The organism is Gammaproteobacteria bacterium (genome assembly GCA_013003425.1).
GTDB lineage: Bacteria > Pseudomonadota > Gammaproteobacteria > Steroidobacterales > JABDKV01 > JABDJB01.
This window is the reverse complement of sequence record JABDJB010000046.1, coordinates 1-14,226: the sequence shown is the minus strand read 5'-3', so window position 1 is coordinate 14,226 and position 14,226 is coordinate 1. Positions and strand designations below refer to the sequence as shown.

14 protein-coding genes and 1 other RNA gene are annotated in these 14,226 nt (G+C 60.3%); 6 read left to right on the top strand and 9 right to left on the bottom strand.

The genetic code is table 11. The features are described 5' to 3' along the window. Position 1: 1 nt before the first annotated feature. The 6 genes from carA to hrcA form a co-directional block, all read right to left on the bottom strand. Positions 2-1,132 carry a glutamine-hydrolyzing carbamoyl-phosphate synthase small subunit gene (carA, locus tag HKN06_07215; protein NNF61104.1) on the bottom strand — a complete coding sequence of 377 codons (1,131 nt, stop codon included), beginning with the start codon at positions 1,130-1,132 and terminating at the stop codon, positions 2-4. A 164-nt stretch (positions 1,133-1,296) separates the two neighbouring features. Then, entirely contained in the window at positions 1,297-2,085 is a 789-nt protein-coding gene (locus HKN06_07210) for a 4-hydroxy-tetrahydrodipicolinate reductase (protein NNF61103.1), read from the bottom strand. 21 nt (positions 2,086-2,106) lie between these two features. Continuing rightward, positions 2,107-3,252, bottom strand: coding sequence for a molecular chaperone DnaJ (gene dnaJ, locus HKN06_07205; GenBank protein ID NNF61102.1), 1,146 nt, complete (start codon positions 3,250-3,252; stop codon positions 2,107-2,109). 89 nt (positions 3,253-3,341) lie between these two features. Continuing rightward, positions 3,342-5,267, bottom strand: a complete 1,926-nt coding sequence (dnaK, locus tag HKN06_07200) for a molecular chaperone DnaK (GenBank protein ID NNF61101.1) — start codon at positions 5,265-5,267, stop codon at positions 3,342-3,344. Between the two features lie 62 nt (positions 5,268-5,329). Then, positions 5,330-5,881: a nucleotide exchange factor GrpE gene (grpE, locus tag HKN06_07195; protein ID NNF61100.1), complete on the bottom strand. Its 552-nt coding sequence runs from the start codon at positions 5,879-5,881 to the stop codon at positions 5,330-5,332. 100 nt (positions 5,882-5,981) lie between these two features. Continuing rightward, positions 5,982-7,016 carry a heat-inducible transcriptional repressor HrcA gene (gene hrcA / locus HKN06_07190; GenBank protein ID NNF61099.1) on the bottom strand — a complete coding sequence of 345 codons (1,035 nt, stop codon included), beginning with the start codon at positions 7,014-7,016 and terminating at the stop codon, positions 5,982-5,984. 132 nt (positions 7,017-7,148) lie between these two features. On the opposite strand from hrcA, the gene HKN06_07185 reads away from it, so the two are divergent. After that, positions 7,149-8,030: an NAD(+) kinase gene (locus tag HKN06_07185; protein NNF61098.1), complete on the top strand. Its 882-nt coding sequence runs from the start codon at positions 7,149-7,151 to the stop codon at positions 8,028-8,030. A gap of 6 nt (positions 8,031-8,036) precedes the next feature. Then, positions 8,037-9,734, top strand: a complete 1,698-nt coding sequence (gene recN, locus HKN06_07180) for a DNA repair protein RecN (GenBank protein NNF61097.1) — start codon at positions 8,037-8,039, stop codon at positions 9,732-9,734. Positions 9,735-9,787: 53 nt separating this feature from the next. Here the strand turns inward: recN and fur are convergent, their stop codons facing one another. Next, a complete protein-coding gene (gene fur, locus HKN06_07175; protein NNF61096.1) occupies positions 9,788-10,219 on the bottom strand; it encodes a ferric iron uptake transcriptional regulator in 432 nt (143 codons plus the stop codon). 77 nt (positions 10,220-10,296) lie between these two features. On the opposite strand from fur, the gene HKN06_07170 reads away from it, so the two are divergent. Beyond that, entirely contained in the window at positions 10,297-10,605 is a 309-nt protein-coding gene (locus tag HKN06_07170) for an outer membrane protein assembly factor BamE (GenBank protein ID NNF61095.1), read from the top strand. On the opposite strand, the gene HKN06_07165 is transcribed toward HKN06_07170, so the two are convergent. Continuing rightward, the gene (locus HKN06_07165; protein ID NNF61094.1) at positions 10,606-10,938 is read right to left on the bottom strand and encodes an RnfH family protein; all 333 of its coding nucleotides are present in this window, start codon (positions 10,936-10,938) and stop codon (positions 10,606-10,608) included. Between the two features lie 5 nt (positions 10,939-10,943). Beyond that, positions 10,944-12,323 (bottom strand): sodium-dependent transporter, encoded by a 1,380-nt coding sequence (locus HKN06_07160; protein NNF61093.1) that lies wholly within the window; start codon positions 12,321-12,323, stop codon positions 10,944-10,946. A 110-nt stretch (positions 12,324-12,433) separates the two neighbouring features. Between HKN06_07160 and HKN06_07155 the strand changes: the two genes are divergently transcribed. From HKN06_07155 to ssrA, 3 genes are all read left to right on the top strand, one after another. Continuing rightward, positions 12,434-12,736, top strand: coding sequence for a hypothetical protein (locus HKN06_07155; protein NNF61092.1), 303 nt, complete (start codon positions 12,434-12,436; stop codon positions 12,734-12,736). A 3-nt stretch (positions 12,737-12,739) separates the two neighbouring features. Next, positions 12,740-13,222 (top strand): SsrA-binding protein SmpB, encoded by a 483-nt coding sequence (gene smpB / locus HKN06_07150; GenBank protein ID NNF61091.1) that lies wholly within the window; start codon positions 12,740-12,742, stop codon positions 13,220-13,222. Between the two features lie 96 nt (positions 13,223-13,318). Continuing rightward, positions 13,319-13,680, top strand: a transfer-messenger RNA (tmRNA) gene (gene ssrA, locus HKN06_07145). Positions 13,681-14,226: the final 546 nt, after the last annotated feature.

Genomic DNA, 14,226 nt, shown 5'->3' with positions numbered 1-14,226 from the left:
TTTAACCCTGCATGGTTTGTGGTGGCCGCCCAGCGGCCATCAACTGGCGGAACCGCATGAACAGTTCACCAATATCATGGGGCCCGGGGCTGGCTTCCGGATGCCCCTGGAAACCAAAGGCCGGGCAATCGTTGCGTTCTATTCCCTGCAGGCTGTTATCAAACAACGAACGATGCGTCGCCCGCAGACACTGGGGGAGACTCGACTCGTCGACGGCGAAGCCATGATTCTGGCTGGTGATGTGTACCTTGCCGGTATCAAGGTCCTGCACCGGATGATTGGCGCCGTGGTGACCGAACTTCATCTTGACGGTACGCGCGCCGCTGGCCAGCGCCAGCAGCTGGTGCCCCAGGCAAATACCGAATACGGGCGTGCCGACGGCGAGGATTTCGCGAATGGCCTCGATAGCGTACTCGCAAGGTTGCGGATCGCCCGGGCCGTTCGACAGAAACACACCATCCGGACTCAGCGAGCGAACTTCCGCGGCCGGCGTATTGGCAGGAACGACCGTCACCCGGCAGCCAGAGGCAACAAGCAGGCGCAGGATATTTCGCTTGACGCCAAAATCGTAAGCGACCACATGAAACCGGACTGCCGGCGCGGTCTCCTGCCACGGTGGCTGGTCCCACTCGTAAGCACTGGAACATGACACCACCTGTGCCAGGTCCATGCCCTCGAGCCCGGGAAATTCGCGTGCCTGTGCGACGGCGGTGTCGGCCGATATCTCGCCGGTGGCGATGCAGCCACCCTGCGCACCGTGCTCACGAATGATCCGTGTCAGCCGCCGCGTATCGATGCCGGCGATGGCCACAATGCCATTGGCTTCCAGGTACTGTGCCAGGTCACCTTCGGATCGCCAGTTTGAATGCCGCAACGGCAGGTCTCGAATGATCAGGCCGCCCGCATGCACGGACCCGGACTCGTCGTCCTCGGCGGTGACGCCGGTATTGCCGATGTGCGGATAGGTCAATGTAACCAGCTGGCGCGCGTAGGACGGGTCGGTAAGAATTTCCTGGTAACCGGTCATCGCCGTATTGAAAACGACTTCCCCGACCGCCGTGCCGGCTGCGCCAATGGCCTGACCCCGGAAAATACTCCCGTCCGCCAGAGCAAGAATTGCCGCTTTGCTCAACTAACTGCCTCGCAAGCCCGCTCCCCCGCAAGTTCGTGGCACGCGCGGGCTGCACATACACGAACGGGACAGGCCGACGAGGCGCTGTCCCGAGGTGAGGATTCTACGCGACTTGTCGCCGGCCCCCAAGCTCCGCGCCCGCGGCAGGCTGCCCGCGCGCCGAATTACGCCGGAAAGCCAAGCACATCGGCCATCGAGTAAAGCCCGACCGGCCGACCGGCCAGCCACCGTGCCGCGCGCAGCGCGCCATCGGCATAGGCTCCCCGGTGGGCGGCGCGGTGCCGGATCTCGACCGTCTCGCTTTCTGAAATAAACGAGACAGTGTGACTGCCCGGCTCGGCGCCGGCGCGGATCGCCGACATACCGACAGCACCGCGGTGGCGCTGGCGATGCTTGCCCGGCGTGCGAAATTCCATCACATCGTCAAGCTTCTGCGACCTGGCTCCGGCAATCTGCTCGCCGAACTGTAACGCCGTTCCCGATGGTATGTCTCGCTTGTAACGATGGTGCACGTCGAGAATTTCAGCATCGTAGTCAGTCGACAGCGTACCCGCTGCCAGCTGCGCGAGACGAAAGCAAAGGTTTACCCCGACGCTCATATTCGGCGACCACACCACGGGCAATTCGCGACCGATCTCGCGTAACCGGTTGCTTTGTGCACTCGACAAGCCGGTGGTACCGACGACCAGTGGGCAACGCGCCTCGAGACACGCACTGATGTTGCTGTTGAACGCCTCGGGCAGCGTAAAGTCGATTACGATTTCGGCGCTATCGAGAGCGCCAACCGGCTGGTCGGTATAGGCGACATCCGCCGATGCGGGCTGACCGACGTGCTGGCTGCCCGGACGCACCAGGGCGCCGGCCAGCATCGCATCGTCGCTGTCGGCGATTGCCGCCAACACCGCCTGTCCCATGCGACCACCGGCGCCGAGCACGGCAATTCTCAAAGGCATGCGCCACTCCGGCAGGTAATATCAGGAACGCAGATCATCGAAAAACGCCTTCACGCCATCCACCCAGGACCTCGAACGGGGATTATGACGCGAGCCGCCGGCGTTTAGCGAATCTTCGAACTTCTCCAGCAGTTCCTTTTGCTCACGGTTCAGGTGCACCGGTGTTTCCACGACCACACGGCAATGCAGATCGCCCTGCATGTTGCTGCGTACCGGCCTGACTCCCTTGCCGCGCAACCTCAATACCTTGCCGGACTGGGTTCCGGCCGGGATCTTCAGCGACACCTTGCCGTCCAGTGTGGGCACCTCGACGGTGCCGCCCAATACAGCGGTGGCGTAACTTAACGGTACTTCGCTGGACAGATCCGCGCCGTCGCGTTCAAACAACGGATGCGACCGCACGTGGACTTCGACGAACAGGTCGCCTGGCGGGCCGCCGTTGCGCCCTGCCTCGCCTTCGCCGGTCAATCGTATGCGATCGCCCGTATCGACGCCGGCCGGCACCTGTACCGAAAGCGTCCGCGTTTTACGTATACGGCCCTGGCCACTGCACTCGCTGCAGGGCGTCGAAACAACCTCGCCGCTGCCTTTGCATCGCGGGCAGGTCTGCTGCACGGAGAAAAATCCCTGCTGCATGCGCACCTGGCCGTGACCACCGCAGGTGCCACAGGTTTCCGGTTTGCTGCCAGGCGCGGCGCCACTACCGTCGCACTGCTCGCAGCCGACCAGCGTAGGCACATCAATATTGACGCTGGTGCCTCCAACGGCCTGCTCGAGGTCCAGTTCCAGCGGGTAACGCAAATCGGCGCCACGATAAACCCGGTTGCCGCGACGACGTCCGCCGCCGCCAAAAATATCGCCAAACACATCGCCAAAGATGTCGCCAAAAACGTCGCCGCCCTCGAAGCCGCCGGCACCGGCGCCACCCATTCCTGCCGCGCCGTCGACGCCGGCGTGCCCGAACTGGTCGTAGGCGGCACGCTTGCGCTGGTCGCTGAGCACTTCGTAGGCTTTTTTGACTTCCTTGAAGCGCGCCTCGGCATCGTCGTCATCCGGGTTGCGATCCGGATGAAGCTTCATGGCAAGCCGACGGTATGCCTTTTTTATTTCGGCATCCGACGCATTGCGTGCTACTTCGAGCACCTCGTACAGATCACGCTCTGCCATAAAGACCTCTGTTTAGACGCGACCGAACCGCAATCTCCAGCCGGAAACTGCGGTTCGACCAGGCATTCGCCATACCCTTAACAGGCAGCTCAGCCCTTGCCTTCTTCCTTCACTTCCTCGAAGTCGGCATCGACGACATCATCGCCGCTGTCGCCCTTGCCGTCACCGTCATCGGCTGCACTCTGCTCCTGCGCTGCCGCCTCTTCGTACACGCGCTGGGCAAGCGTCGCCGATGCTTCACCGAGAGCCCTGGTCTTGGCCTCGATGCGCGCCTTGTCGTCGCCCTGCAGCGCTTCTTTCAGGTCGCTGCTGGCAGACTCAATTTGCGCACGCTCCTCGGCAGTCACTTTTTCGCCAAGTTCTTCCAGCGATTTCTCGGTTGCGTGCAACAGGGCATCACCCTGGTTGCGCGCGTCGACCAGTTCGCGGAACTTGCGATCGTCGTCAGCATGCGCTTCGGCGTCGCGTACCATCTGTTCGATTTCATCATCGGCAAGACCACTGGAGGCCTTGATGACGATGTTCTGTTCCTTACCGGTAGCCTTGTCCTTGGCAGACACGTTCAGAATGCCGTTGGCATCGATGTCAAAACTGACTTCGATTTGCGGAATACCACGCGGTGCCGGCGGTATATCGGCCAGGTCAAAACGACCGAGCGACTTGTTGTCCACCGAGCGCTCGCGCTCACCCTGCAGTACGTGAATCGTCACCGCAGTCTGCCTGTCATCCGCTGTCGAAAATGTCTGCGTCGCCTTGGTCGGGATCGTCGTGTTCTTGTCGATCAGCCGTGTCATGACACCACCGAGCGTCTCGATACCGAGCGACAGCGGGGTCACGTCCAGCAGCAGCACGTCCTTCACGTCGCCGGCAAGCACGCCACCCTGGATTGCCGCGCCTACAGCGACGGCTTCGTCCGGATTGACGTCACGACGCGGCTCCTGGCCGAAGAAGTCTTCCACCGCTTTCTGCACCAGCGGCATGCGAGTCTGGCCACCGACCAGGATGACGTCATCCACTTCGTTAACCGACAGGCCGGCATCCCTGATGGCGACCTTGCACGGCTCGATGGTGCGCCGGACAAGATCGTCGACCAGCGACTCGAGCTTGGCACGCGTCAGCTTGATGTTCAGATGCTTGGGGCCACTGGCATCGGCCGTGATGTACGGCAAGTTTACTTCGGTCTGCTGCGATGACGAAAGCTCTATCTTGGCTTTCTCGGCCGCTTCTTTCAGACGCTGCATCGGCATCGGATCATTCTTGAGGTCGATACCTGATTCTTTTTCAAAGTTGCTCGCGAGATACTCAATGATGCGCAGGTCAAAGTCCTCACCACCGAGGAAGGTATCGCCATTGGTTGACAGGACCTCGAACTGGTGCTCGCCGTCGACATCGGCAATCTCGATGATTGAGATGTCAAAGGTGCCACCGCCCAGGTCATACACGGCAATTTTCTTGTCGCCGCGTTTTTTGTCCATGCCATAAGCAAGCGCCGCCGCTGTGGGCTCGTTGATGATGCGTTTGACCGTCAACCCGGCAATCTTGCCGGCATCCTTGGTCGCCTGGCGCTGCGAATCGTTGAAATATGCCGGCACGGTGATCACCGCTTCGGTCACTTCCTCGCCGAGGTAGTCTTCGGCAGTCTGTTTCATTTTCATCAGGACGCGCGCGGATATCTCCGGCGGCGCCATCTTCTTGCCGTCGACATCAATCCACGCATCGCCGTTGTCAGCTGCGACGATCTTGTACGGCACCATGCTGATGTCTTTCTGCACGACATCGTCTTCAAAGCGACGACCGATCAGGCGCTTGATTGCAAACAGCGTGTTTTGCGGGTTCGTTACCGCCTGCCGCTTGGCCGGCTGACCCACAATGACTTCGCCGTCTTCCTTGAAGGCAACCATCGACGGCGTGGTGCGATCACCTTCGCTGTTCTCGATTACCCGGGGCTCGTCACCCTCCATCACGGCGACGCACGAATTTGTCGTGCCCAGGTCGATGCCGATGATCTTGCTCATACCGTTTCTCCACAAGTAAATTTCATAACTGTCAAACTAAATGGGGACACACGCCGGATGGTTCAAGCGGTGTCCCGGGATTCCTCGTCGGCCTTTCGCGCCACTACCACCCGCGCCGGGCGCAACAGACGCTCATTAAGCTGGTAACCCTTCTGCACAACCTCTACCACCGAGTTTGGCGCTGCATCTGATTCGATCATGACCATTGCCTCATGCAGCTCGGGATCAAACGGCTCGCCGGTGGGGTCGATTTGCGCGATGCCAAATTTTTCCATCACCTGCTCGAGCAGCCGCAGCGTCATGCCGGTGCCCTCACGCAGCGACTCGACAGAGGCTTCCTGGCCGTCTGTGGCAGCCAGCCCAAGCTCGAGGCTGTCGCGCACCTGCAGCAGCTCGCCGGCAAAGGCCTCCAGTCCGAACTTGCGTGCGCTCTCCACGTCGCGCGCGGCGCGTTTGCGGAAATTCTCCAGCTCGGCAGCCGCCCGCAGGAACTGATCGCGATTGGCCGCAGCCTCGGCCTGTGCCTCGGTCAGCGCGGCGACCAGCTCTTCCGTCGTCGCATCGGCCTGCTCCGACTCCGAAGCCGGTTCAGGGTTTTCTGTTTCCTCAGCCATATTGTCCTGCGCAGTATTGCTTTATTTTCAGATAGTTAAATAAGTTAGCTAAGAGCGATTCTCAGCTGCTGGCTGCCGCTCTTTTTCGATATGGTGCTTCTCACGCCGATTTCAAGGCATTTCCGAGCAATTTCGCGGTGATATCGACGATCGGCACGACCCGTTCGTAGGCCATACGGGTCGGCCCGATGACCCCTAGCACCCCGACTACCTCATCGTCCACGGTGTACGGGGAACTGACGACGCTGCACTCGTCCAGGGGCGCGTAGCCTGATTCCTTGCCGATGAATATCTGCACACCATCCGCCTCGGTGCACTGGTCGAGCAGATGCAGGATGTCACGCTTGCGGTTAAAAACCTCAAACAGCTTGCGCAGCTTCTCGACGTCCGACAGCTCGGCAAAATCCATCAGGTTGGTCTTGCCGGCGATGACAAAATCATCCTTGTCCTGCTCAAACGCCCGCTGCGCCATCGAGATCGCGTCGAGCATCATGGTGTTCATCGTCTCACGAGCCTGCTTGAGCTCGCCGATCAGCCGCGAACGCACATCGTCCACTTCATTGCCGGCAAAATGCTCGGTCAGGTAATTGGCGGCCTGACGCAGCTCACTTTCGCTGTAGTGCCGGTCGAGGTGCAGGATGCGGTTTTGCACTTCACGTGAGTTGACCACGATGATGGCAAGCACCCGATTATCCGACAGCGGCAGAAATTCAATTTGCCGCAGTTGCGCATGAGAACGACGCGGCATGGTTACCACACCCGCCAGGTGCGTCACCTGCGACAGCAGTTTCGAAGCAGTCGCGACCAGTTCCTTGGAGCTGGCCATCGCCTCGGCCAGGCTGCTCTCGATTTCCTCGGCGAGCTTCTTTTGCGGCTGCTTGTAGGTAATCAGCCCATCGACAAAAACGCGAAAGCCGGCCGCCGTAGGTACGCGCCCGGCGGAGGTGTGTGGTGACGCCACCAGCCCAAGCTCCTCCAGATCGGCCATGATGTTGCGGATGGTCGCCGGGCTGACGTCCAGCGCCGAATCACGCGACAGCGTGCGCGAGCCGACCGGCTGGCCATCGCGGATGTACCGCTGAACCAGCGTCTTCAGCAACACCTGCGCACGCTCGTTTAGTGCCTGGTCGGTCATCTGTGGCCCGTCAATCGTAAAAACCAGCTATTTTTCGCAGTATTAGCACTCTCTGGCCTCGACTGCCAACGTTAGCTTCGCAGCCGCCGGGCCGCACTGTCAAGCACTTGGACGCGCGGGTAAACTCGCGGCATGTCTGCGAAGTTCAAGACAATTGGCCTGGTTGGCACACCGGACGACCAGCGCGTCGCCGAGACGCTGCAGAGCCTTGCCGGGCACCTGAAGGGCCGCGGCACCGACGTGCTGGTTCTGGGCGACGACTGGGGCGAGAAAATCACCGCCGGCGTCGCAGTGTCCAGAGACGAATTAGCCAACCGCGCCGAGCTGGTCATGTCAGTCGGTGGCGACGGCACCATGCTGTTTGCCGTCCAGCTGGTGGCAACACGCGGCACGCCGCTGGTCGGGATAAACCGCGGGCGGCTCGGTTTTCTTGCAGACATTTCTCCTGACGAACTGGGCGTGTCTATCGACGCCATTCTCGACGGTGAATACCTGCGTGAGACCCGTGCAATGCTCATGGCGGGACTGCGCAGCGGCACCAGCGGCAAAAATTACGCACTCAATGACATCGTCCTGCAACGCGCCGGTGATACCCGGCTGATCGATATTGAGACACGTGTTAACGGCACCTATCTGAACACGCACAGCAGCGACGGGCTGATAATTGCCACGCCGACCGGTTCCACGGCCTATGCGCTTTCCTGCGGCGGCCCCATTCTGGAACCCTCGCTGAACGCGGTGGCCATCGTACCTATCTGCCCGCACACGCTCAGCGACCGTCCGATTGTGATCGACGGCGACAGCGAGATTACGGTCAGGCTCATCGGTCGCAAGGGACTCAGCGGACAAATAAGCTGTGACGGCCGGCCTTACGCCGACCTGCATCCCGGAGATGAGCTGACCGTGGAGGTAGCGCCCTTTGGCGCCACGCTGTTGCATCCGAAAAATTACGACTACGCAAAAATCCTGCGCTCGAAGCTGGCCTGGGGGCACAGCTCGCGGCGATCGCGATAGGTCACCATGCTCAGCGAAATACAGGTAAACAATTACGCCGTTATCGACAGCCTGGAGCTCGAACTCGACCGCGGTCTGACGGTACTGACAGGCGAGACCGGCGCGGGCAAATCACTGCTGGTCGGCGCGCTGGGCCTGGTCCTGGGGGATCGCGCAGATGCCGCCGTTATTCGCGATGGCGCCGACAAGGCGGAAGTCAGCGCTGCGTTTGCCGTTGACGAAACAGTTGCACAATGGCTCGGCGAGCAGGAACTCGATGCCGATGGTGAGTGCCTGGTGCGACGGGTCGTCAGCCGCCAGGGACGCTCGCGAGCATGGATAAACGGTCACGCCGTTACCTTGCAGACACTGCGTGAACTGGCCACGCGGCTGGTGGATATCCACGGCCAGCACATGCACCAGTCACTGACGCGACGCCCGGTGCAGCGCGGCATCCTCGACGAAGCCGCAAACAACCGCAGGCTGCTTGCCAATGTCGCCCGCGCCTATGCCGACTGGCGCCAGGCTGCTGATGACCTGGAGCAGCTCGAGCAGGCGCAGAACGACCGCGAGTCGCGGCTGGACCTGCTGCGCTTTCATATCGATGAACTCGATGCCCTCGGGCTGGCCGACAACGAGGTTGAGCAACTGACGGAAGAGCAGAAGCGTCTGGCGCATGCCGGACGGCTGGTAGAAGGTTCTTCCGCCGCCCTTGAGCGGCTGGCGGATGACGATGACGGAGCCTCGGTGCAACAGCTGCTGGGCGAAGCCAGCCGGGCGCTGGCGCCGCTTGCCGAAATCGATCCGGCGTTGAGTGGAATCGTCACGCTGATTGGTGAAGCGGAAATCCACGCCAGTGAAGCCGCCTCCGGTCTTGCCGATTATTGCGCCGCACTTAACCTGGACCCGGCCCGGCGTGACTGGGTGGAGCAGCGACTGACCACGGTGCAGTCACTGTCGCGCAAGCACCGTGTAACAGCGGCAGCGTTGTCCGAACGTGCGCAGGAACTGCGCGAGGAGTATGCGCGGCTGGAAGATGCCGAATCCCACCTTGAAGGCCTGCGCGAAAGGCTGAATGAGGCTGCCGCCGACTACGACCGGCTGGCGGCTGAGCTGGCGGCGTCACGTCGCAAGGCAGCGAAGCCATTGGACAAGGCCATCACCGCGGCCATCCAGGACCTCGGCATGCCTGGCGGCCGCTTTGAAACGGTCATCCAGACCGACACCGCAACCCGTGGCGCATACGGCAGCGATGTCGTGGAGTTTCATGTCAGTGCAAACCCCGGCCAGGACCCGCGTCCGCTGGCCCGCGTGGCTTCGGGGGGAGAGCTGTCACGGATCAGCCTGGCTATCGAAGTGATGGCGGCCGACAGCGAGACAAAGCCGACCATGGTGTTTGACGAAGTTGATTCGGGGGTTGGTGGCGGCACCGCCGAAATCGTCGGACAGCAGCTGCGCCAGGTTGGCCAGACCGCACAGGTACTCTGTGTAACCCACCTGCCCCAGGTCGCCAGCCAGGCACACAACCATGTCAGGGTGACAAAGCTCAGCGATGGCAAAACCACCCACACCACTCTCACGCCACTGGGCGAAAAGGAACGGGTGGAAGAGCTGGCGCGCATGCTCGGTGGCGTGGAAATCACTGACACCACGCTGGATCATGCGCGCGAGATGATTGCCCGGGCCGGAAAAAAACCACGCAGGAAGAAAGTCGCGCGTATGTAACGCTACTACGGACGCGGGGGATGTCGCGGCCAGGGCCGCCCCTGCGGCCGCTTCTACGTCCCGGGAGCCGCCTTGCGCCCGCCGCGACAGTCGGCACAAATGCCGTAGATGTGCAGCGAATGATCGGTCATCTCGTAGCCCATCCGTTCGGCGATAGCCGCCTGGCGGTGTTCGATGGTCTCATCGACAAATTCATCGACACGGCCACACTCGACACACACGATGTGATCGTGATGGCTGCCCTGGTTGAGCTCGAATACGGAGTGACCCCCCTCGAAGCGATGCCGGGTTACCAGGCCCGCCGTCTCGAACTGGGTCAGCACCCGGTAGACGGTCGCCAGCCCGATTTCCTCGCCGGAGCCCTGCAGCAGCTGGTACAGGTCTTCGGCGCTAAGGTGGTGCTGGTCGCCACGCTCCAGCAGCTCGAGGATTTTCAGTCGCGGCAGTGTGACCTTCAGACCGGCTTTGCGTATATCAGCTTTCATGAGGTACCGCGGGCCCTGTTGAACGGGTTGGAATCGGGTATAGTTTGCTCCCGGCGCGGCGGCCGTACAAGCAGAATATGAACCGAAAACTACTGGCAATAGTCCTTCTGGCTGCAATTTGCAGCACTGGCTGTGTTTACAAGCTGAATGTAAACCAGGGCAATCGTATAACCGCTGAGGACGTCGCCAAGGTAGAGACCGGCATGACGCGCAGCCAGGTGCGCTTCCTGCTCGGAACGCCGATGATCGCTGACCCGTTTCACGAAGATCGCTGGGATTACGTTTACTATTTCCGCAGCGGCAAGACCGGCCGCCATGTGCAGCAACACTTTGTGGTTATCTTCGACGGCGAACGTGTTGCGCAGGTAATTGACGAACAGAAATAACTAGTCGCCCGAACTACCCGACCCGATCGTACGACCCTCGGCGGCAAGCTGGCGCCGCACCTCTTTCGGGTCGACCAGCAGTGGCCGGTAAATTTCCACCCGCTGACCTGCCTCGACACAGCGCGCCGGATCGACCACTTCACCGAATATTCCAAGCGTGCTCTCGAGTGGCTCGAGACCGGGAAACTGCTCGGCGATCCCTGACAATAAAACCGTTTCCAGCACCGTGGTGCCCTGCGGCACGCTGAGCCGTATAACGAGCTGGCGCTGCGGCAGCCCGTAGGCTACTTCTACTTCCAGCTCGACATCAGCATTGAGATCCGGTGCGTCCATCGCGTTCACAGCAGATCTACACCACGCAGGAATATCAGCAGCACCATCACCGGCGCGACGATGCGGGCAAGAAAACGCCAGCCAAGATAAAGCACCCCGGTACCCAGGTCGAGTTCTTCGGCTGTCGAATTGCGGCACATGATCCACCCGGCAAAGACGGATATCAGCAACCCGCCCAACGGCAGCATGATGTTGCTGGCCAGGTGATCCATAAAGCCGAAGATCGTGCCGGGCTCTTTGCCAGGGCGCCAGATTTTCAGGTCAGCCAGCAGGTTGAAAGAAAGCACCGACCCGACGCCCAGCAGCCAGGTGACGCCGCCAACCAGCCAGGCAGCCTGCGGCCGTGCCATCTGGAATCGCTCGGACAGCCAGGCCACAGCGGGCTCGATCAAGCCGATCGATGACGTCCATGCCGCGAAGGACAGCAACACGAAAAACAGCGTTGCAAAAATTACGCCGCCGGTCATCTGGCCAAAGGCCAGCGGCAGTGTCTGGAAAATCAAACCCGGCCCCTGCCCCGCTTCCAGTCCGTGCGCAAACACGATCGGAAAAATAACCATGCCGGCCAGCAGGGCGATCAGGGTATCGGCGAACACTACCGCCACCGACGTGCCAAAAATTGAAGTGCCCTCCGGCAGGTATGCACCGTAGGCCATGACGGCGCCCATACCGAGGCTGAGAGTGAAGAACGCATGGCCCAGCGCCACCAGCCAGCTTTCACCGGTCAACCGGCTGAAGTCGGCTGCGAACATGAATTCGGCGCCCTGACGGAATGCGCCCTCCGTGGCCGCATAAATGAACAGGACTACCAGCAGTACGAGCAACGCCGGCATGAGTACCCGTACGGCCTGCTCCAGGCCACGCTGCACGCCGCGCGCAACAATAAAGAGTGTCATGAACATGAACACGCTGTGCCAGACCATCAGCACCTTCCAGTTACCGGTCAGGCCGCCGAATACTTCGCCGACACCGGCGCTGTCGATGCCGACAAAGGCGCCGCTGGCGCTTTTGACTACATAAGCGAGCGACCAGCCGGCCACGACGCTGTAAAACGACAGGATAATGATCCCGGCCGCGACACCGCTGATGCCGACAATCTGCCACCAGCCCTGGCCCGCTTCTTCCTCGCCAACGATTTTCATCGTGGTGATGGGGTTACGCCGGCCGCGCCGGCCGATCAGCACCTCGGACATCATGATGGGCAGGCCAATGGCAAATACGCACAACAGGTAGATGATGACAAAGGCACCACCGCCATTTTCACCAGCGATATAGGGAAATTTCCAGATATTGCCGAGTCCGACAGCCGATCCGGATACCGCCAGGATAAATGTCAGACGCGAGGACCATTGCCCGTGCAGCGATTTTCGTTTTTCTGTCGCCATGTCACCCCCCTGCCGTCGCGATTCTGCGCCAATCTGGCGGGGCTGACAATCAGGCCCCCGCAACTTGCCGGGTTGTCCGTATAATCCGGCGAAAGCCTGCTGGAAATTCCATGACGTTCAGACTATTACTCTTGCTGCCAATGCTCCCGCTGCTGGTCGGATGCGGCGTAAACAGCGAAATGCCGGAGTCGCAAAAAGCTGCCGCGCGAGCCGAATGCGTGAATCCACGACCGAAAATCTGCCACAAGGCACTGCGCCCGGTCTGTGCTACCCGTGACAACGGCGTGCGCTGTGTCACCACGCCGTGTGACTCAACCGACGAAGTCACTTATCCGAATGAATGCCTGGCGTGCCAGGATCCTGCTGTGTATTACTACGAAGCAGGCCCGTGCAGTCCGGCGGACGAGGGCTGACTCATCGCCGCCAGCAGAAAAAAACCGGCTGACAAGGCCCCACCACCGATCGCGCGTAACAAGCGCGCACGGCACGATTACTTCATCGAAGACAACTTTGAAGCCGGCATTGTGCTGGAGGGTTGGGAGGTGAAAAGCCTGCGCGCCGGCAAGGCCCAGCTCAGCGAAAGTTATGTACTGGTGAAGAATAACGAGATATGGCTTTTTGGCGCGCACATCACGCCGTTGCCTACCGCTTCGACGCACGTGCACCCTGACCCGACCCGCACCCGCAAACTGCTGATGAATCGTGGCGAGATTGACCGCCTGATTGGTGCCGTCGAGCGCAAGGGAAAAACGCTCGTGCCCCTGACGCTGTACTGGAAGAAAGGGCGCGCCAAGCTGGAGATCGGCCTGGCCACGGGCAAAAAACAACACGACAAGCGAGCGACACAAAAAGACCGCGACTGGCAGCGGCAGAAACAACGCATGCTAAAGCGTCATTAAGAGGCGTGAACCTGGTCGCAATTTTGTTGTCTCAATACCCCGTTACGGCCAGATTTGTTGCTATTAGCTGATTTGCTGCCGTAGACTGGTCTTTCTGGGGGCGACTTGGATTCGACGTGGGTCGCGAAACTCCAGGTGCATGTCGAGGTGCAGGTTACCTCGTTAAACCATCTGCAAAACCTTATAGTTGCCAACGACGACAACTACGCACTAGCTGCTTAAAAACCAGTTTTAGTGTCTTCCGCCCGATGCGTGCCTGTGCGCTCGGATCCCGGGAGTCATATTCACAGGATCGCGATGGATGCTCGTTCGGGGCTGAAGCGTTAAAAAGTACCGGACTGGTCGTAGGTCTTCCCTGTCTGTCGGGTAGCCTGCGGCAAGATTAATGACAGAATAAGCATGTAGACCCTGTTGCGTAGGGCTTGCGGACGCGGGTTCGAAACCCGCCGCCTCCACCATTACCACTCCCAAAGCCGTCTCAGGACGGCTTTTTTTATGATCCAATACAAGCTGATACGAGACAGACCTGTCCTATAGTATCCAGTGACGTTTATTGCAAGATGCCCCCAAATCGGGGCAACATTTGGGGCAACTGTTTTCACCCCTTTATGAGTGCCCCCAAAATCTGATGCTTACTGATTCCGCCATTCGTACGGCCAAGCCAGCCAAGTAATCAGCGCATTAGCGCCCTGGTTTGGTCGAGGGCACATCTCCACACTTGCATTCGCCGCGACTATAATTGCAGCAAGGGTCGCGGCTGTGCCTGCAACGCCGTCGAAATATATCGATGAACGATAGGTACCCGCCCCTATTGCACGATCAGCGACCCTAAGGACCTTAAATTGCCCGACAGGATTTCCCTCGAGATTTCCTGACCTCGGCGCAACTGTGGTGCAGACAGTGACTGCGCGGCTTCCTCGCGAATTGATGCAGCTTCAGTATCGTTATTTGCCGCAAGCATGTTTAGAATCGCGTACCCAACGACTCGTTGCTCGTCGCTTCCG